This is a genomic window from Pseudomonas aylmerensis (assembly GCF_001702265.1).
GTDB lineage: Bacteria > Pseudomonadota > Gammaproteobacteria > Pseudomonadales > Pseudomonadaceae > Aquipseudomonas > Aquipseudomonas aylmerensis.
The window spans coordinates 125,247-142,672 of record NZ_MAUE01000005.1 but is presented as its reverse complement, the minus strand read 5'-3'; the positions used below and the strand labels follow the sequence as shown (position 1 = coordinate 142,672).

Genomic DNA, 17,426 nt, shown 5'->3' with positions numbered 1-17,426 from the left:
TATGGCAGATTACGCGTTAATTGCGCATCCTTGAAGGACCACTCGGCACTTGCGCTGAGACATTGGTCGCGTGCCGTAATCGGTTACGATTGGACAAAATGTCGGGGCAAGCTCCAAAAAACAAGGAAATCCCGGTTTGAAACTCAGTGATATCGCGCGTCTCGCCGGTGTGTCCGTGACCACCGCCAGCTATGTCATCAATGGCAAGGCTGAACAGCAACGGATCAGCAACGCCACCGTCGAACGGGTGCGTGCCGTGGTCGAAGCCCATGGCTTCACCCCCAACCCCCAGGCCGCCGGGCTGCGCAGCCGGCACACGCGTACCTTGGGGTTTATCCTGCCGGATCTGGAAAACCCCAGTTACGCGCGCATCGCCAAGCTGCTGGAGCAAGGCGCACGGGCACGTGGCTATCAGTTGCTGATCGCCAGTTCCGATGACGAGGCCGACAGCGAGCGCCAACTGCTGCAGCTGTTCCGCGCGCGCCGTTGTGACGCGCTGTTCGTCGCCAGCTGCCTGCCCGCCAGCGATGACAGTTACCGCGAGTTGCAAGCCAAGGGCTTGCCGGTGATCGCCATCGACCGGGTAATGGAGCCCGGGCAGTTCTGCTCGGTGGTCAGCGACGACCGCCAGGCCTGCCAGCAATTGACCAGCAGCCTGCTGCAGCCGCTGCCCAAGCAGATCGTGCTGATCGGCGCGCGTCCCGAGCTGAGCATCAGCCAGGAGCGCGCGGCAGGCTTCCATGAGGCGTTGCAAGGCTTCAAGGGCGAGGTATTGGTCGAACACGGCGAAGCCTTCAGCCGTGACTGTGGCCGACAACTGATGGAGCAATTACTGCAACGCCTGGGGCATTTGCCTGACGCGCTGGTGACCACGTCCTACGTGCTGCTGCAAGGCGTGTTCGATGCGCTGCATGACTTCCCGTTGAAGTCGCGCCCCCTGAGCCTCGGCACCTTTGGTGACACCCAACTGCTGGACTTCCTGCCGTTGCCGGTCAACGCCATGGCCCAGCAGCATCAACTGATCGCCGACACCGCCCTGCGCCTGGCCCTGGCCGCCATCGAAGACGAGCAGTACCAACCCGGCGTGCACGCCATCGGCCGCACGTTCAAGCAGCGTATTCACGAGGCTTGAGCGTGGAGCTGATCGACACCCACACCCACCTGGACTTCCCGGACTTCGACAGCGATCGCCGCGAAGTCCTCGCCCACAGCCGCGCGCTGGGCGTTCGGCGCATGGTGGTGTTGGGCGTGTATCAGCAGAATTGGCAGCGGCTGTGGGACCTGGTGCAAGCAGACGAAAGCCTGTTCGCCGCCTTCGGCCTGCACCCGGTGTACCTCGATGATCATCGACCTGCCGACCTGACCGAGCTGGGCGACTGGCTGACCCGCCTGCAGGGCCATCGGCAACTGTGCGCCGTGGGCGAGATCGGCCTGGATTATTTCCTCGAAACCCTGGACCGCGAACGCCAGCAACACCTGTTTGAAGTCCAGCTCAAGCTCGCCGTGGACTGCCAACTGCCGGCATTGCTGCACGTACGCCGCAGTCACGCGGCGGTGATCGCAACCCTCAAGCGCATCCGCCTGCCACGGGGCGGCATCATCCATGCCTTTGCCGGTAGCCGGGAAGAAGCCCGCGAGTACATCAAGCTCGGCTTCAAACTGGGACTGGGTGGCGCCGCCACCTGGCCCCAGGCCTTGCGTATGCACAAGGTACTGGCGCAATTGCCGTTGGACGCGGTGGTGCTGGAAACCGACTCACCGGACATGGCGCCCGCCATGTACCCTGGCCAACGCAATAGCCCGCTGCATTTGCCGGCGATCTGCACCGACCTGGCCGCGCGCATGGGGACCACGCCCTTATTGCTGGCTGAGGCGAGCACACGCAATGCGTGCGAGGTGTTCAACTGGTAGTGCCGGCATGACTGCTTGCAGGTCCAGGGTGATCCGCTGCCGCGAACGGGCATAACGCAATGCCAGGAAGTGCACCAGCAGCACCACCAATGACACGTTGAGCTGGCCGATCACACTGATCAATCCCACCCACTCCGCCACCAGTGCCACGATCAGCACCACACACGTCAGGACCGCCATGCTCGGGTGCACCAGCGCCCAGTGGTCGAGCGCCTTGAACTGACGCAGTTGTCGCGGACAGCTCAGCTGCAACACCCGATGACAATACGGGCAATCGAAGGGCTCTTCGATGGCGATGGCATTCAACTGCCAAGGCTTGAGCTCAAACGTGATGTCGCAATGGGCGCAGTGCCCTTTGATGCCAATTGCCGTGGCCATCGCCGTGCTCCCCAGTACCTTGAGTGTGTGAAACAAATTCTCACCCATTCACACAGCCACAGAAGAGCGAGCGGCGAATCAAGACACGAACTACGTCACAAGCAGACAATTCCTACTCTTGCGCCTTACACACGAAACGCCCCAATCAGTTGCTTCAATTCGATCACCTGCATCGACAGCTGCCGGCTCGCCGCTTCGGTCTGATGTGCGCCCTCGGCTGCATGCTCGCCGGCACGATTGATTTCGACGATGTTCTGGTCGATATCGTGGGCGACGGCGGTCTGCTGCTCCACCGCGGCGGCAATCTGCTGGTTCTGATCGACGATCATGCCTACGGCCCCGAGGATGTTTTCCAGGGCCTGCTGGACTTTTTCCGACTGCCCTACCGTGCCATTCGCCATTTCATGGCTGGTGCCCATGGCCTTCACCGCGGCTGCCACCCCGCTGTGCAAACGACTGATCATCTGCTCGATTTCTTCGGTGGAATGCTGGGTGCGGCGGGCCAACGTGCGCACTTCATCGGCCACCACCGCAAACCCGCGCCCCTGCTCACCCGCCCGCGCCGCCTCGATGGCAGCATTGAGCGCGAGCAGGTTGGTTTGCTCGGCGATGCTCTTGATCACTTCCAACACGCTGCTGATCGACTGGCTGTCGGTGGCCAGCTGGTTGATGACCCGCACCGACTCATCGATCTCCGAGGCGAGCCGGGCGATGCTGCCTTGCTGGGATTGCACCAGGCCACGGCCGCTGACAGTTTCATCATTGACACTGTGGGCACTGCTGACCGCCGCCGCCGCACTGCGCGCGACTTCCTGGGCAGTAGACGACATCTGGTTCATGGCCGTTGCGACCTGCTCGATCTGAGTGCGCTGGCCGGAGACGGCCTGGTTGCTCTGCGCCGAGACCGCTTCCACCTGGCCGGCCTGCAGTTCAACCTGGCTGACGGTGTGACCGACGCGCTCGATCAAGTCATGGATTTTTGCCACGGTGCCGTTGAACACCTGGCCCAGGTCGCCCAATTCATCGCGGCTGTGGGCGACAAAAGTGACGGTCATATCACCGGCGGCGACCTTGTCCATCATCGCCCCCAAACGCCGCAGCGTGGTACGCGTGGAGGCGTAGAAGCCTGCATACAAGTAAAAGATCAGCAGGAACACCGCGCTGAGGGCCGACACCAGCACCACCATGTGTGTGCGGTTTTGCGCCAGGCGCTGCTCCAGTTGCTGGCCGATGAAGCTCAGGGTTGCTTCATCCAATTGATACGTCTGCGCCATCAGTTGGGTGACGTTGTCGTAGAACGCCTGCCAGGGCGCGTCGAGAGTCTCGGCCATCACCACCTGTTCTTCAAACAGCTCGCTGCCTTGCTTGAGGCTGGCGTTGCTGGCCTTGGCCAAACTGTCGAGCGCGGTGTGCACGGTCTTGCTGGAACCCAACGCGTCCTGCAACTTCAAGCCGTATTCGGCCTGGAGCTTTTCCAACTGCTGCAACAACTCGTCAAAGCGCGTGCTGGAGGATGAATTGAGGAACCCCTGGCCCAGCGAATACGCGCCCATCGCCCGGCCCTCCCCCAGGGTTTGCGTGACCTGCGGGGTCACGCTGGTGATGAGTTCGCTGAGTTGGCGCAAATCGCTCTGGGGGTCGCGGCTCAAGCCGGATTGGCTGGCGATGATCTGGCTGAGCATCTGCGCCTTGTTGAGCAATTTGCCGATCAACGCGCTTTTACTCAGCAGCGAGGTTTCCTGTTGCTGGGCCTTGAAGGCCGCGACCAGCTCGTCGCGCTTGGCGTCAAAGGCGGCGATTTGCTCAGGGTCGGTGGCCATCGCGCTGAGGCCTTGCAGGCGGGTCAGCACGCTTTGCTCCAGGGCAGTGATCTTGCCCTCCAGGTCACCAGCTTTGCCGGCCTGCCCCAGGGTCGCGTTGATCTGCACCTGGTTGTTGAGGGTTTCCAGGTCGCGGCGCAGCGCCAGGCTGCTGCCGAGTAAATCCAGGCTTTGCAGTTCGATACGCGTGCCCTGGAACTCACGCCAGGAATCACGTACCAGGTAATAGTTGGTTGCCAGCATCGGCAGCAGGAACAGCACGCTGATCAGGCTGAACTTCATGCCGAAACTCAGACGGTTCATCAGCGCGACGGCGGGATAGAGCAAGCTCTTCACAGGTGAACTCCCTTTCTATTATTTTTATTTGAGGCGCAGGGCGGCGGCAGAAAGCCACTATTTGGCGCTCTGTCTGTATAGCTCAATTTGAAAGGGAGTTTTGTAACGTAAAGTTAACGAGATAGGCGCCGGCTTGCCGGCGATCGACGCAACTCGGGTGATGTAACCACCAAAGTGCTCGTATCGCCAGCGAATCGGGGGTCTGCGAGGATCAGGGCAACACGGTCCAGATAGCGAACCCGGCATACCACAGCACCGCCGCGCGCAGCAGCAGCTCCCACAGGCGGTCCAGGCTGTTGATGCCATCGGCACCGACCACTGGCGGCGGGATTTCGGCGGCAACCAGGCCCACCTTTTCCACCAGTTGGGCGGCGCTGATATCCCAGTTCAACAGCTCGTGCAGCATCACGCGGCTGACCGCCACGAAATTGCCTACCAGGGCGAAGCTGGCTGCCAGCAGGCGAACCGGCAACCAGTCAAACGCATGCCGCAATTGCCCGGCACGCTCGGCCACCAGCGGGTTCTTGCTGTGTTCGCTGGCCAGCGCCAGCAGGCGGTACGCCAGGGCGGCCACCGGTCCCAGCAGGAAGTACCAGAAAATCACCGCGAAAAAGCTCTGGTAGGCCTGCCACAGCAGATGCCCCTGGACGCGTTCGAGCAGCTGTTCGCCGCTGTCGGCACTCAGGCTCAGGTCGCGCTCGGCCACGTGCTCTGCGGCTTGCAGGTCGCCGCGCCGCCAGGCATCGCGAAACGGGCCCAGCCCGGCCAGTAGATCGCCACGCCCCAGGCTGTAGATCACCACCACCAGGTGCACCGGCAGTGCCAACAACCCGTAGGCCACCGGCTCCAGCACCAGAAGCAACAGCGCCAGCAACGCCACCGGCAGCAACACCATCACGGTCAGAATCAGCCAGGGCTGCTTGCCCATGCGCGGGCTGGATTCCAGCTTGGCCAGCTCGCGCAACCAGCCGCCATCGCGCTGCACACGCCGGCGCAGGGCCGAGAATTTCTCGATCCAGACCGCCAGCACCAACACCAGAAAACTCATTGTGCGTGTCCTCCATCCAGCAGGGCGCTGCGAAAGCGCGTCCAATCAAAAGCGGGGCCGGGATCGGTCTTGCGTCCCGGCGCGATATCGCTGTGGCCACAAATCCGCTGCGGCGTGATCCCGGGGTAGGCCGCCAGCAACTGGCGGGCCAGGTCGATCAGCGACACATACTGGGCGTCGGTGAACGGCAGGTCATCGGTGCCTTCCAGCTCGATTCCCAGGGAAAAATCATTGCACGTCTCTCGCCCTTCGAAGCACGAGACCCCGGCATGCCAGGCGCGGTCGATGCAGGACACAAACTGCGTCACCGCGCCGTCGCGCTCAATCAGAAAATGCGCGGACACCCGTAGGTCAGCAATCCCTTCAAAGTAGGGATGTTCCGTGACATCCAGGCGGTTCTGGAAAAACTCCTGCACCTTGCCGGTAGCGAACTGCGCGGGCGGCAGGCTGATGTTATGCACCACCAACAGTGAGATTTCGCCTGCGGGGCGCTCGTTGAAGTTGGGCGAAGGGCAATGACGAATACCCTTGCACCAACCGCTGGCGGGGTCCAACTGCATACCGGTTCCTTGAACGAGACAAAGTGTTACCAGTATGCCGCGTTCGCCCCTGTGGTTGCGATCACTTGCCGCGATTGAGTTGTCGCAGCTTGCCCACCACCGCCGCCAGCGCACGCTCGAACAAGGGCCCATCGTCGAGCCTATGCAGCGTGCCAGCCTTGAATGCCACCGCCAGTTGGCCGGCGCTTTGCTCCAGGACCTTGAGCCCCGTGCGACTGACAAAGATGTAGCGATTGGCCGGCGCCATGATCATCGTGAGCTTGCATCGCAGGCTGCTGGCAGTCTCGCGTTGGAACTCCACCCACTGCCCCATCCGCAATTGCCGAGCCTGGAGCAGGTCGGGATCGTTGTCCGGCAGGTCTTCATCCGGCTCATGCGAGACCGCCCCAAGTACAAAGGGCTCACTCACCTCGATCAGCTCATCGAGGTCGTCAGTCGCCTGCCTATGCAGGGCCTGCAGCCGCACAAAAAAATCACGCGTGCTGAATGGGTCGAACGCAGCGCTGGTCAATCCGTCACGCAACGCCTTGAGCAATCCCGGCAACTGTTCCAGCAAGTGGCGCCCAGCTTCGGTGTCTTGCTGCAGGCTGACACTCCAGATCAGTTCGTCGAGGGTGCGCAGCCCCGCTTGCCATTGCACCGACTGCTCACCGTGCTTGAGGCTGGCCAGCAACAGCACCTGGCTCCAGGCCTGCTGCAGGAACTGCACCACCGTGCGTGGCAGGACCTTACCCAGCAGCCGCCGGTTGAGCACATCAGCCACTCGCTGACGGGCCGCCTCGGTGCGTACGCGAGCTTCCTCGGCTTCGCGGGTGTGCTGTTCGAGCAATTCGCTGCGGTGCCGCTCATCGGCGGTAAACGCACTGAACTCGGTCAACAACCCGGAAAAAATCGCTGGGTCTTCGACATAATCGTTGAGCAGGCGCTGCACCACTTGTTCGATACGCAGGTACAGGTGGTCGCGCTGATAGTCATCACACGGGCTCCAGCCCATGGCCGCCGCCGCGACTTCATTGAGCAGGCGCCGCGCGGGGTGGTTGGCGCGGGTGAAAAAGCTCTTGTCCAACACCGCGACTTTGAGCATCGGGATCTGCAATCGGCCGATCAAGGCCTTGAAGGCATCGGGCACCGTGCGGTCATTGAGGATGAACTCGAACAACAGCGCGACCAGGTTGATCACGTCTTCGTCTGCATCCTCCACCACCCGCGACTTGCCACTCTTGACGCTGACACGCGTGAGCAGTTGTTCCAGCTGGTTGCGCAGGTCGAAGTCGTCTTCAAGCTCCGGCTCCGGCACATACTGCTGCAAATGGGACAGCAGCCTGAGCAGGTCACGGGTGGCGATAGGCTGGGGCTCGGCGCTGGCTTCGAGGGTGGGGGCCACGCTGCCGCGCACGGCTTTGAGCAGCTCCTGCAGGACGGCGAACGCTTGCTGGCCGCTGTCATCGACAGGCTGCTCGGCGCCCGGCTGCGCATCCGGGCTGGGTTGTTCACGGGCGGCACGCCCACCGGGGCGGCGCGAGGGGGCGGCCTTGAGTTCCGGCAACACCCCCGTCGCGACCAACAATTGGTTGGCTTCGCCGTACAACTGGTCGGCATCGCTGAGCACGTATTTCTCGAAGAGCTTGAGCATGATCAGCTTGACGCGAATTTCCACGCCGAGGCTGCGCCCCGCCCGCAGGAAAAACTCGCAGAGCAGCGCCGGACCGAGCGGGTTCTCCCGATCGTCCAGGCGATTGCCGAGCAATGCACTCAAACGGGCGGTCAGTTGCCCCAGCGCCAGGCCGTCGCGGTGATGCACCCGGCCCAGCATGGCCTCCAGCGCCACGGCTTTTTCCAGTTGATCCCTGGAGGTACCGGGTGCAGCGTCGTAGGACATCACCGGCACCCACTTCAACGCCCCCCGCCCCGCGTCGCCCAGGTGGGCAAAGGCTTCGAACAGGCGCTCCATGAACACGCGCTCGAAATTCTTGCGCTTGAGGCGCAGGTCGCGCATGGCTTCGAAGAAAATATGGTGATCGACGTTGTTACGGGCCTTGTCGGCCATTTCGAACAACGTGTCGTCGGCGTTATCGAACAGTTCCTGCAGCCCCTGCTGCAGCTGTTGCGCCGCCTTGTCGCGGACCTGCAGCAACACCACCGGCAACCGGGCGAGCGGAGATGGCGTGGCGTGTGCCTTGTTGATTGGCACCACCTTTCCGTCATTGTGCATCCTGGCCTCCTGAAACGGCGGTATTGAGTGGGGCAAAGACCGGCTACAGGCCCGCGTGGGCGCACTGGATAGCCGGTGATTACCATGACGTCAAAGCTATGACGCCAATTGAAAGGCGCGAGATTATCTTGCAAATGAGGGGGGTTGCGCCAGCAAACTCTGCGACGGCGCGGTAAATGAGCAGCGAGTGTGGGTTCGGACGCGCACTGCCCCTATAATCGGGGCACTTTGTTTGTGGAGCCTGTTATGCCGAATCTCCGTCTTGCCGACCTCACCGCCGAAATCGAAGCCAACGTGCGCCGCGCACTGCTGGAAGACATCGGCAGCGGCGACATCACCGCACAGTTGATCCCGGCCGAACGGCTGGCCACGGCCGCCATCATTACCCGCGACAACGCAGTCATTTCCGGTACGGCCTGGGTCGATGCCGTGTTTCGCCAGTTGGACCCACGCGTCGCCGTGCATTGGCAGGTGGCCGACGGGGAGCGCGTCAGCCCCAACCAGGTGCTGTTCCGCCTTGAAGGACCGGCACGCTCGCTGCTCAGCGGCGAACGCTGTGCGCTGAATTTCCTGCAATTGCTCTCCGGGGTCGCTACCCGCGCGCAGTACCTGGCGGATTTTGTCGCGAGCACTCAGGTCAAGCTGTTGGACACCCGCAAAACCCTGCCGGGCCTGCGCCTGGCGCAGAAGTACGCGGTGACCTGCGGCGGCTGCCACAACCACCGTATCGGTTTGTACGACGCGTTCCTGATCAAGGAAAACCATATTGCCGCCTGTGGTGGCATCGCCCAAGCCATCACCGCCGCGCACAAGATCGCCCCCGGCAAACCGGTGGAAATCGAAGTGGAAAGCCTGCAGGAACTGCGCGAAGCGCTGGCGGCGGGCGCCGATATCATCATGCTCGATGAGCTGAGCCTGGAAGACATGCGTGAAGCCGTGCGCCTGAATGGCGGCAAGGCCAAGCTGGAGGCCAGCGGCGGGATCAATGAAAGCACGCTGCTGCCTATCGCCGAGACCGGGGTGGACTACATCTCCATTGGCGCGATGACCAAGGATGTAAAAGCGGTGGATCTGTCGATGCGTCTCAGCATCTGAGGAAAATCTGCAGGAGCCGGGTTGCCGGCTCCTGCAGGCTGATTCAAACAACCAGGCCGTTCATCTCGCAATATTCTTCCCAGTCGACGCCCAGTACCTCAGATGCCTCCTTGTGCAAGGCGAGCCTGGCGGCTTCGAATTCTTCCGGTGTCGACGTGTAATAGAGGGTCAGCTCCCAGGGCTGGTAGCCCCGGCTCTCGGCCTCGTCCTCGAATGCCCACTGAATCTGGTCGCGCTGATCATCGGCGCTCAGGTCCTTGATCTCTTCTTTAAGCTGCGGCGATTCCTCGAGGTATTTTTCGAGGGCTGCTTGATGCCGAACTTCCTGGGTCATTTCAGTTGTGGTCATGTTGTTCTCTTAGATCGAGGAATGGGGATGCATCTGGGTCATCAAGGTTGCGCAGATACAAAAGAGCGGGCGCAAATGCCAGCTCGTCTGGCCTTCAGAACCATTCTGGGATCATCTGAAAACAGTATTGCCTTTGAGACAGTGTTGCCTTTGAAACAGTAGTGCCCTTTTGCCCGAGACAGGAATCGAACCTGCGACCTTCGCGTTACGAGTGCGCTGCTCTACCGGCTGAGCTACACGGGCGGTGGGCTAAAGCTAGCACCGCATCGGGCGTCCGGCAACTTGCGACCCTCAACGGGCAATCACGCCCTGGGTCCAGAAGCGGGGTCGCAGCAAATTGTCATGGCTGTCCAGGTACTGCCGCTGGGCTTGGGTGATGTGCGGGATGTCGCGCGCCGCGATGAAGATCAACAGACCAACGGCCAATACACTCAGGGTTTTCCACGCCCCACGCAACCATGGCACCGCTGCGAAGGCCGGCAACCGCCACTCATGCAGTGCCAGCAGCCAGCCCACGACCAGCGCCAGCCACACCTGGGAGACGGGCATCACAATCACGCCGTCGACCATGGACTGCACCAACGCGCCAACCAATGCCGCAAACAGGCATAGCCTCAGCAGGTCCGCACGTTCGGCGGACAGCGCGCGCTCACGCACCACAGTCAACGTGGCCCAGCCACCTCGCCACGCCAAGGCCGCAACGCACACGGCGGATGGCACTCCCCATTCACTGGCCCATTGCAGGATAGCCTGGTGGGGGTGAGCGGCAATCTTGTTGGCAATATCGGCAAAATGCATCGGCCCGAAGCCCAGCCAGGGCCGCTCGACGAGCATATGCCACGCCTGCCACCAGATCGGACCACGCCCCGACAGCGTGGTGGTAAGTCGATCACGTGCAGCATTGGTAATCTCGATCCCCAGGTAATCCGCCAACACCGTGAACAGCAGCCAGTACAGCAATAAGCCGCACGACACCGCGGCCAATTGCCAGCCGAGCCAGCGTCGCCCCCACGGCCCCAACATCGCCAGTACCGCCCCGGCCACGCCGAGGCCAAGCCATGTACCGCGCGTGCCGCCGCTGATCGCGATCAACCACCAGACACACAGCAACGCAAATATCAGGCCTCGCTGGGTTCGAAAGGCCTTGGGCAGTAACAGGGGGAGCGCCAGCAGCGGCAAGGTAAAGGTCTGGAACTGGCCGTAAAAGCGCTTGTTGGAAAAGCTCGACAGCAACAGGTCAGGGTCCAGCGTCAGCGCACCACTGCTGAAGGCCACCGCGCCGGCGTACAGGTATTGGATGGATTTGATCAGGCACAGCAGTACCACGACCATGACCAGCAAACGGTCCAGAGACTCACCTTCGCGGCGACGCAGCACGGCAAACGCCACGGCGATCGCCGCGCAACCGACAAACAACGCCACTTCGGTAAACGCCCAGAGCGGCTGTCGGGCCAGCGCCGAAGACACCAGCCCCAGCACGATGATCAGCGCGAGCCCGAAGGCCGTGAACCGATCCACCAACCGCTCCTGCGAAGTCACCGACAGCCCATACAGCACCGCGCAGACGGCAATGGCAATCTGCAATGTCCGCTGTAGATCATGCCCACTGAAGGGCACGCATATCCCCACAACCAGCAAACACACCGTCACTACCAGGAAAATACTGCCGCGCTGCTGTACAGATAACGACATCGGCCACCTCTACGTCCATGTGGATGGTTTAGCAGTCAGGCACCGTCGGCGCCGCAACCTTTGGCTGCATATTTGGCATCGGCGGTCGTACTGCACTTCCAGCCCGTGGTGGCATTGCGCGTGAGGTTGATGCTCTTGCCCAGCACCGGTGCCGGTGCGTCGAGTATTTCGCAGCTGATGGAACCGGCCCCCGTGGCAACGTCGCCGGAGACGTCGATCTTGCAGTTGGCCGTCGGGCTGGTGCCGCCGATCAATGCCAGGGTGGGCACGGTCCCTTGATTGAGGGTGTCTTCGTACCCGGCTTTCAACGCTGTGATTTCAGCCAGGCCGGCAGTGAATTTAGCCTTGGCCTGATGGGTGGTATACATCGGCAGGCCGATGGTGGCCAAAATGCCGATGATTGCCACGACGATCAGTAACTCGATCAGGGTAAAACCTTTCTGACGCATCACATTCACTCTCCAGAATAAAACTCATGACAAGGCGCGTCCTGCGCCCCGTATTTTGCAGCGGCCCCAGTGTACTCATCCGCAAGCAGTCAATCGCGCACAAGACGCACATTCTGACATTTTATCGGTGGTTCCCCGCCAGCCCGAATCCGTCACCTGACTAAGCTATAAATCTTCGACGACTTGTGTGCGGAACCGTGACATGAACAACGCCTCGACGATTTACGCCTGGGAAGGCATCAACCGCAAAGGACGCAAGGTCTGCGGGCATGCCACGGCGCACAATCCGGCCCTGGTAAAGGCGCAGCTGCGCCAGCAAGGCATCAGCCCCGGTCGCGTGCGCGAACGATCGCATTGGCTGCCGAGCTTCACCCCGCCCGTTAAACCGGCGGACATCACCTTGTTCACGCGCCAGTTGGCCACGCTGCTCAAAGCCGGGATCGCACTGCTGCAGGCCTTCGACATCATCAGCGAAGGCTTCGACAACCCCTCGGTGCGCGAGCGGGTGCAGCGCCTGAAGCAGGAGGTCGCCGCCGGTACCAACTTGAGTGAAGCGTTGCGCAAACAACCGCGCTATTTCGATGAGCTGTACTGCAACCTGGTGGCTGCCGGTGAACAAGCGGGGGCACTTGAGACCTTGCTGGAGCGCGTGGCGGTCCACCGGGAAAAGAGCAAACGGCTCAAAGCCAGAATCAAAAAGGCCATGACCTACCCGATCGCAGTGCTGGTCGTCGCGAGCGTCGTCACCGGCGTGCTGTTGATCCACGTGGTGCCGCAATTCCAGACGTTGTTTGCCGGGGTCGATGGCAAGCTGCCGGATTTCACCCTCCACGTGATCGCGCTGTCCGAGTTCCTGCAACGCGCCTGGTGGATCGTGGCGCTGGGCCTGGGGTCTGCCGCCATGGGGTTGCGTCACGCCTATCGCGCTTCAGTAGAGGTTCGTCGCTGGCTGGACGCCGGTTTGTTGAAAACGCCCCTGGCAGGCAAACTGCTGCAGAAATCGGCAGTAGCCCGCTTCGCCCGTACGCTCTCCACGACGTTTGCTGCCGGCGTTCCGCTGGTGCAGGCGCTGGGGTCGGTGGCCGGTGCTGCTGGTTCAGAACCGTTCAAACAGGCAATCGAGCTTATGCGACACGATGTATCCACCGGTATGCAATTGAATCAATCCATGGCCGCCAGCGGGCTGTTTCCCGGCATGGCGATCCAGATGACGGCGATCGGCGAAGAGTCGGGCACACTGGACCGCATGCTGGAAAAAGTCGCCAGTCATTACGAGGCCGCAGTGGACGATCAGGTCGATAACCTCACGAGTTTGATGGAACCGCTGATCATGGTGGTATTGGGCGGGATTGTCGGGGCACTGGTCGTCGCCATGTACCTGCCGGTTTTCCAATTGGGGAGCGCATTTTGAGCCTGCTGCTGAGCGAGCACGCCTGGGTCTTTGTGTCGATGGCCTTGGTGCTGGGGGTGATCGTCGGCAGTTTTCTCAACGTACTGGTGTGGCGCCTGCCAAAAATGCTCGAACGGGAATGGCGAGCCCAGGCCCATGAAGTGCTCGGTTTGCCCGCCGAACCTGCGGGGCCGACCTACAACCTGATGCTGCCCCACTCATGCTGCCCCCACTGCAATCACCCGATCCGCCCCTGGGAAAACATTCCCCTGCTCAGTTATCTGTTGCTCAAGGGTCGCTGCGCTCACTGCCGGGGAGCGATCAGTGCGCGCTACCCACTCACCGAACTGGCGAGCGGGTTGCTCTGCGCGCTGGTGGCCTGGCATTTCGGTTTCGGTTGGCAAGCCGCAGCGCTGATGCTGTTGAGCTGTGGGTTATTGGCGATGAGCCTGATCGATGCCGACCACCAACTGCTGCCGGATGTGCTGGTATTGCCGCTGCTGTGGCTGGGGCTGATCGTCAATAGCTTCGGGCTGTTCACCACGTTGCCCGATGCCCTGTGGGGCGCTGTGATCGGCTACCTGAGCCTGTGGAGCGTGTTCTGGCTGTTCAAGCTGGCCACCGGCAAGGACGGCATGGGCCACGGCGACTTCAAGTTGCTCGCCCTGCTCGGGGCCTGGGGCGGCTGGCAGATCCTGCCCATGACACTGCTGATGTCATCGCTGGTGGGGGTATTTTGTGGCTTGATCCTGATGCGAATGCGCAAGGCCCAGGCGTCGACACCCATGCCATTTGGTCCGTATCTGGCGATTGCCGGCTGGATTGCATTGCTCTGGGGTGGTCAAATAACCGACTTCTATTTGCAGTCTGTCGGTTTCAGATGACCAATTCTGTTGCAACACCCTGGATTCTTGGCCTGACTGGCGGTATCGGCAGTGGCAAGAGCGCAGCTGCCCAGCACTTTGTCGACCTGGGCATCGACCTGGTGGACGCCGATCACGCCGCGCGCTGGGTGGTCGAACCTGGGCGGCCGGCACTGGCATGCATCGCCGAGCATTTTGGCGACGGCGTGCTGCAACCTGACGGCCAACTGGATCGCGCCGCACTGCGCAAGCTGATCTTTGAAGTACCTGAAGAGCGACGCTGGCTCGAAGCCTTGCTGCATCCGCTGATTGGCGAAGAGATTCGCAGCCACCTGGCGCGCGCGCAGTCACCCTACGCGATTCTGGTGTCGCCGCTGCTGATCGAATCCGGCCAGTACAGCATGACCCAACGCATCCTGGTGATCGACGTGCCGCAATCGCTGCAGATTCAGCGTACCCTGCAGCGCGATGGCATCAGCGAACAGCAGGTGCAGGCGATCCTCAAGGCCCAGTCCAGCCGCGAAGACCGCCTGAACCATGCCGATGACGTACTGGTCAATGACCAGGACCTGGCCTGGCTGCACAGCGAGGTCGAGCGACTGCACCACTTTTACCTTACTTTGCGTGGAGGCCGATCATGAGCCAACCCTTGACCGTCGATTGCCCAACCTGCGGCGCCCCCGTGGAATGGAAAGCGACCAACCTCAACCGGCCGTTCTGCTCGGACCGTTGCAAACTCATCGACCTCGGCGCGTGGGCCGCTGAGGAGCACAAGATCCCGGTAGCTCCGGACGCTGAAGACGAGCTGTTCTCCGAGGACCTGCCGCCGCGCCATTAAGGGCGCATAAAGGCGTATTCCTGCTGGTCGTCGAGATTCTCTGCAAGGTATTGCAGCTCGTCGGCCAGGTCTTCGAAACTGCGTACCCCCTTGCTCTGCTGCACCACCGCGCTGAGCATGGCGCGCAGGGTCAAGCCCGGATCGAAACCGATTTCCTGTGCCGCGTCCTGGCTTCTGCGCAACTCCTGCCGTGCCCATTCGTACACACTCATGTCCGTGCTCCTGGAAAATTTTGCAGAGCATGGGCCTGTGCAACCCCGCGGGATTTGATCTGGATCAACGCCGCGAATCGTCATCCTTCCAGGGCGCCGACAGGTAGCGTGTGCGATTGAACGTCTCCAACCACTCCGGGCAAAACACCACCAGGGCGCTGATGACCATGCCGTTGATAAAGGCCTCGGGGAAGATGATCAGCCACAGGTAGCCGATGAAATCTTCCAGCCATTCCGGCATGGCAAAACGCCCGTCCAGCCACAGCAGGCCCAATGCGGCTAGCAAGCAGAGCAACGCCGACAACGCCGCAGCGAAGAAACCGGAACAGAAGATGTACACGAAGGGATTGCGCGGTTGCGCCCGCTCCACCAGCAGTGCGCAGCCTTCAGTGACCAGCACCGGCAACACAATCAGCAGCATGCCATTGACGCCGAGGGCTGCGAGATCCTGGCGCCCCAGTGCCATCAGGCCCAGCTGGGCGGCAAACCCACCGACAATGGCTAACGGCCAATCCAGCAACAGGGTCACGGCAGTCATGCCGATAAAGTGGTAGGAAACCCCGGTATCGAAATCACGCCGTACCAGCCACAGCATGAACAGCGCGAATACCGTGCCGAACAGCAAATGCTGGCGCCGCCGGTCGGCAAACAACTCGACCCACGGCGAGCGCAGGATCGCCCACAGCAACACCGGCGCGTACAACAACCAACCGATGCCGAGCGTCGTCGGTGCCAGCACGGCGGCGCTGATCACGGCTTCACCTGCTCCAGGGCCTGGCGCAGATCGGTGGCGGAGCTGTATTCGCGTTGCTCAATCAATTGGCCTTTATCCAGCTGCAGCCACAGCACTTTATCCACAGCGCCCGGGTAGCGCGGGGCGATGCGCGCGTCCCGATCAAGCATGACCCGGTAGTTGTAGGCCTGCATGGCGGGTACGGCGAACAGCTTGGCGATCAGCCGGGGCATGCGCTGTATGTCCGCGACAAACACCGCATGCCGTGCTTCCAGGTAACCTTTGGGCTGGCCTTGCAGCGCTGCGTCCACCTGCTTGGCGGCGTCCATGCTGCGCGCGACCAGCAGAATCTGCGCCTGATCATTCAGGGTGTAGGCCTGGTCAAATTGATCCAGCAGGGTCCACGGCGCCAGGCGCTCACCCACCTCGACGGCCTGGGCGCACAAGGGCAGCAGGCCAAGCAACAGCAGCAGAAAAAACTTCACAGCGGACTCCTCATCCTCGGCATAGCGGTCGAGTAGCCAGTCTACACCGACCTTTTGCAGCGGGACTTCCTGCGGTCATCATTTGGACGCTAAGCTGCAAGCATGGATGACTCAGATTATTTGCGCCTGCTTACCGTAGCGGCCGAACAAGCCAATGCTTTTCTGTCCAATGCCCGCAAATGGGAGCGTGAGCGTTGGGTCTGCCAGCGCCTGTTGCAAGGCTTGAATGTGCCTTATCGGGCCGAGGAGTTTCACGCCGCCGGGCAGGAACCGCCGGACGTGCTGTTTCGCGATGCCAGTTTCGAAGTGTTTTTCGTATTGGATGAGGGACGGCGCCTGAACGACGAATGGCGCGACGAATTGCTGCGCCGGCGCAGTGCGTTTTCCCTCAGCCAACTGGTGCGGCGCGAAGCCAAGCCTCGGCGCATTCCCGCCCACGAATTCCTGCTGCGCCTGGCGCCGACCCTGCGCAAGAAGGCCCATAACTACAAGGAACGCGGGATGGACCTGGGCGAGTTGGACATCGTCGCCTTCACCAGCCTCAAGCGCGAAGTGCTGGACCTCAACAGCCACTTCCCGCCGCCTACCGAATACCTGCGCCAGGGCTGGCGCTCGCTGTCGCTGGTTGGGCCGACATTTGCGCGGGTATTGTTCGCGCATCCGGATGCACCGGATTTCTTGCGCAACAACCTGGGGCGCAGCATAGTGTTCGACGTGGGCATCAGCCTGTGACGCAGGCACAGGCTACGCTTGTGGCGAGACCGCCCACTTCCCGACTGTAACGTGGCGCCCTTTTGCAACGTCTACCTGACGAGGCCTTTATGACCAGCCGCCTGAACCCCGATGACCAACAGCATGTCGAAGAGTACCTGCAACTCTCCCAGAACCAAGTCGAGCGCAAGCCTTTCCGGCCGTGGCTGCTCCTTGGTGTGGTGCTGGTGGTGGTGATCGGGCTCGGGTTGCTGAGCCGCCTTTTGAGTTACCTGACGCTATGAGCTGCCTGGCGCTCGCGGGGGTAACTGCTCCGATTTCTTTTAGCCTTGCGAGATATCCCC

At 61.7% G+C, this 17,426-nt stretch carries 20 protein-coding genes, 1 tRNA gene and 1 pseudogene; 9 read left to right on the top strand and 13 right to left on the bottom strand.

The window, feature by feature from the left end; genetic code table 11:
- The first annotated feature begins 136 nt into the window (after positions 1 to 136).
- Both cra and BBG20_RS04485 read left to right on the top strand, forming a co-directional pair.
- Positions 137 to 1,132, top strand: coding sequence for a catabolite repressor/activator (cra, locus tag BBG20_RS04490; RefSeq protein ID WP_065900599.1), 996 nt, complete (start codon positions 137 to 139; stop codon positions 1,130 to 1,132).
- 2 nt (positions 1,133 to 1,134) lie between these two features.
- Complete coding sequence (locus tag BBG20_RS04485) at positions 1,135 to 1,911, top strand: TatD family hydrolase (protein WP_065900597.1); 777 nt, start codon at positions 1,135 to 1,137, stop codon at positions 1,909 to 1,911.
- On the opposite strand, the gene BBG20_RS04480 is transcribed toward BBG20_RS04485, so the two are convergent.
- The 6 genes and pseudogenes from BBG20_RS04480 to BBG20_RS04460 form a co-directional block, all read right to left on the bottom strand.
- Positions 1,858 to 2,289 (bottom strand): hypothetical protein, encoded by a 432-nt coding sequence (locus BBG20_RS04480; protein WP_065900596.1) that lies wholly within the window; start codon positions 2,287 to 2,289, stop codon positions 1,858 to 1,860. The genes BBG20_RS04485 and BBG20_RS04480 overlap by 54 nt on opposite strands.
- Before the next feature lie 125 nt (positions 2,290 to 2,414).
- Positions 2,415 to 3,119 (bottom strand): methyl-accepting chemotaxis protein, encoded by a 705-nt coding sequence (locus BBG20_RS33455; protein WP_404940332.1) that lies wholly within the window; start codon positions 3,117 to 3,119, stop codon positions 2,415 to 2,417.
- A gap of 153 nt (positions 3,120 to 3,272) precedes the next feature.
- Positions 3,273 to 3,476 (bottom strand): annotated as a pseudogene (locus BBG20_RS33450) (HAMP domain-containing protein); the annotation flags it as partial.
- Positions 3,477 to 4,656: 1,180 nt separating this feature from the next.
- Positions 4,657 to 5,493 (bottom strand): regulatory signaling modulator protein AmpE, encoded by an 837-nt coding sequence (gene ampE / locus BBG20_RS04470; protein WP_065900592.1) that lies wholly within the window; start codon positions 5,491 to 5,493, stop codon positions 4,657 to 4,659.
- Entirely contained in the window at positions 5,490 to 6,053 is a 564-nt protein-coding gene (gene ampD / locus BBG20_RS04465) for a 1,6-anhydro-N-acetylmuramyl-L-alanine amidase AmpD (RefSeq protein WP_065900590.1), read from the bottom strand. Before ampD ends, ampE begins: the two co-directional genes overlap by 4 nt.
- A gap of 61 nt (positions 6,054 to 6,114) precedes the next feature.
- Complete coding sequence (locus BBG20_RS04460; protein WP_065900587.1) at positions 6,115 to 8,265, bottom strand: DUF1631 domain-containing protein; 2,151 nt, start codon at positions 8,263 to 8,265, stop codon at positions 6,115 to 6,117.
- A gap of 246 nt (positions 8,266 to 8,511) precedes the next feature.
- On the opposite strand from BBG20_RS04460, the gene nadC reads away from it, so the two are divergent.
- The gene (gene nadC / locus BBG20_RS04455; RefSeq protein WP_065900584.1) at positions 8,512 to 9,360 is read left to right on the top strand and encodes a carboxylating nicotinate-nucleotide diphosphorylase; all 849 of its coding nucleotides are present in this window, start codon (positions 8,512 to 8,514) and stop codon (positions 9,358 to 9,360) included.
- A 43-nt stretch (positions 9,361 to 9,403) separates the two neighbouring features.
- Here the strand turns inward: nadC and BBG20_RS04450 are convergent, their stop codons facing one another.
- From BBG20_RS04450 to BBG20_RS04435, 4 genes are all read right to left on the bottom strand, one after another.
- Entirely contained in the window at positions 9,404 to 9,709 is a 306-nt protein-coding gene (locus tag BBG20_RS04450) for a DUF6388 family protein (RefSeq protein WP_065900582.1), read from the bottom strand.
- A 170-nt stretch (positions 9,710 to 9,879) separates the two neighbouring features.
- Positions 9,880 to 9,952 (bottom strand) — tRNA-Thr (locus tag BBG20_RS04445).
- A 48-nt stretch (positions 9,953 to 10,000) separates the two neighbouring features.
- Positions 10,001 to 11,401 (bottom strand): O-antigen ligase family protein, encoded by a 1,401-nt coding sequence (locus tag BBG20_RS04440; protein ID WP_065900580.1) that lies wholly within the window; start codon positions 11,399 to 11,401, stop codon positions 10,001 to 10,003.
- A 35-nt stretch (positions 11,402 to 11,436) separates the two neighbouring features.
- Entirely contained in the window at positions 11,437 to 11,850 is a 414-nt protein-coding gene (locus BBG20_RS04435; protein WP_065900578.1) for a pilin, read from the bottom strand.
- Positions 11,851 to 12,052: 202 nt separating this feature from the next.
- On the opposite strand from BBG20_RS04435, the gene BBG20_RS04430 reads away from it, so the two are divergent.
- From BBG20_RS04430 to yacG, 4 genes are read left to right on the top strand one after another with little or no spacing between them, the layout of a single operon-like run.
- Positions 12,053 to 13,261: a type II secretion system F family protein gene (locus BBG20_RS04430; protein WP_065900576.1), complete on the top strand. Its 1,209-nt coding sequence runs from the start codon at positions 12,053 to 12,055 to the stop codon at positions 13,259 to 13,261.
- Positions 13,258 to 14,124, top strand: a complete 867-nt coding sequence (locus BBG20_RS04425) for a prepilin peptidase (protein WP_065900574.1) — start codon at positions 13,258 to 13,260, stop codon at positions 14,122 to 14,124. The genes BBG20_RS04430 and BBG20_RS04425 overlap by 4 nt, the downstream gene beginning before the upstream one ends.
- On the top strand, positions 14,121 to 14,744 hold the full coding sequence (gene coaE / locus BBG20_RS04420; RefSeq protein ID WP_065900573.1) for a dephospho-CoA kinase: 624 nt from the start codon (positions 14,121 to 14,123) through the stop codon (positions 14,742 to 14,744). The genes BBG20_RS04425 and coaE overlap by 4 nt, the downstream gene beginning before the upstream one ends.
- Entirely contained in the window at positions 14,741 to 14,941 is a 201-nt protein-coding gene (gene yacG / locus BBG20_RS04415) for a DNA gyrase inhibitor YacG (protein WP_003188437.1), read from the top strand. Before coaE ends, yacG begins: the two co-directional genes overlap by 4 nt.
- Here the strand turns inward: yacG and BBG20_RS04410 are convergent.
- The 3 genes from BBG20_RS04410 to BBG20_RS04400 form a co-directional block, all read right to left on the bottom strand.
- Positions 14,938 to 15,153: a hypothetical protein gene (locus BBG20_RS04410; RefSeq protein ID WP_003171680.1), complete on the bottom strand. Its 216-nt coding sequence runs from the start codon at positions 15,151 to 15,153 to the stop codon at positions 14,938 to 14,940. The genes yacG and BBG20_RS04410 overlap by 4 nt on opposite strands.
- Positions 15,154 to 15,217: 64 nt before the next feature.
- On the bottom strand, positions 15,218 to 15,907 hold the full coding sequence (locus tag BBG20_RS04405; RefSeq protein WP_065900572.1) for an energy-coupling factor ABC transporter permease: 690 nt from the start codon (positions 15,905 to 15,907) through the stop codon (positions 15,218 to 15,220).
- Positions 15,904 to 16,371 (bottom strand): FAD/FMN-containing dehydrogenase, encoded by a 468-nt coding sequence (locus BBG20_RS04400; protein ID WP_065900571.1) that lies wholly within the window; start codon positions 16,369 to 16,371, stop codon positions 15,904 to 15,906. Before BBG20_RS04400 ends, BBG20_RS04405 begins: the two co-directional genes overlap by 4 nt.
- Positions 16,372 to 16,473: 102 nt before the next feature.
- Between BBG20_RS04400 and BBG20_RS04395 the strand changes: the two genes are divergently transcribed.
- Together BBG20_RS04395 and BBG20_RS04390 are read left to right on the top strand one after the other, a co-directional pair.
- Entirely contained in the window at positions 16,474 to 17,103 is a 630-nt protein-coding gene (locus BBG20_RS04395) for a DUF1780 domain-containing protein (RefSeq protein WP_010213242.1), read from the top strand.
- A gap of 89 nt (positions 17,104 to 17,192) precedes the next feature.
- On the top strand, positions 17,193 to 17,366 hold the full coding sequence (locus tag BBG20_RS04390; RefSeq protein ID WP_048724181.1) for a DUF3094 family protein: 174 nt from the start codon (positions 17,193 to 17,195) through the stop codon (positions 17,364 to 17,366).
- Positions 17,367 to 17,426: the final 60 nt, after the last annotated feature.

Bases quoted from the DNA above. Each gene is read 5' to 3' on its own strand.
- BBG20_RS04480 (WP_065900596.1), bottom strand. From the start codon at position 2,289: ATGGCCACGGCAATTGGCATCAAAGGGCACTGCGCCCATTGCGACATC.
- BBG20_RS33455 (WP_404940332.1), bottom strand. From the start codon at position 3,119: ATGTCGTCTACTGCCCAGGAAGTCGCGCGCAGTGCGGCGGCGGCGGTC.
- ampE (WP_065900592.1), bottom strand. From the start codon at position 5,493: ATGAGTTTTCTGGTGTTGGTGCTGGCGGTCTGGATCGAGAAATTCTCG.
- ampD (WP_065900590.1), bottom strand. From the start codon at position 6,053: ATGCAGTTGGACCCCGCCAGCGGTTGGTGCAAGGGTATTCGTCATTGC.
- BBG20_RS04460 (WP_065900587.1), bottom strand. From the start codon at position 8,265: ATGCACAATGACGGAAAGGTGGTGCCAATCAACAAGGCACACGCCACG.
- nadC (WP_065900584.1), top strand. From the start codon at position 8,512: ATGCCGAATCTCCGTCTTGCCGACCTCACCGCCGAAATCGAAGCCAAC.
- BBG20_RS04450 (WP_065900582.1), bottom strand. From the start codon at position 9,709: ATGACCACAACTGAAATGACCCAGGAAGTTCGGCATCAAGCAGCCCTC.
- BBG20_RS04440 (WP_065900580.1), bottom strand. From the start codon at position 11,401: ATGTCGTTATCTGTACAGCAGCGCGGCAGTATTTTCCTGGTAGTGACG.
- BBG20_RS04435 (WP_065900578.1), bottom strand. From the start codon at position 11,850: ATGCGTCAGAAAGGTTTTACCCTGATCGAGTTACTGATCGTCGTGGCA.
- BBG20_RS04430 (WP_065900576.1), top strand. From the start codon at position 12,053: ATGAACAACGCCTCGACGATTTACGCCTGGGAAGGCATCAACCGCAAA.
- coaE (WP_065900573.1), top strand. From the start codon at position 14,121: ATGACCAATTCTGTTGCAACACCCTGGATTCTTGGCCTGACTGGCGGT.
- yacG (WP_003188437.1), top strand. From the start codon at position 14,741: ATGAGCCAACCCTTGACCGTCGATTGCCCAACCTGCGGCGCCCCCGTG.
- BBG20_RS04410 (WP_003171680.1), bottom strand. From the start codon at position 15,153: ATGAGTGTGTACGAATGGGCACGGCAGGAGTTGCGCAGAAGCCAGGAC.
- BBG20_RS04395 (WP_010213242.1), top strand. From the start codon at position 16,474: ATGGATGACTCAGATTATTTGCGCCTGCTTACCGTAGCGGCCGAACAA.
- BBG20_RS04390 (WP_048724181.1), top strand. From the start codon at position 17,193: ATGACCAGCCGCCTGAACCCCGATGACCAACAGCATGTCGAAGAGTAC.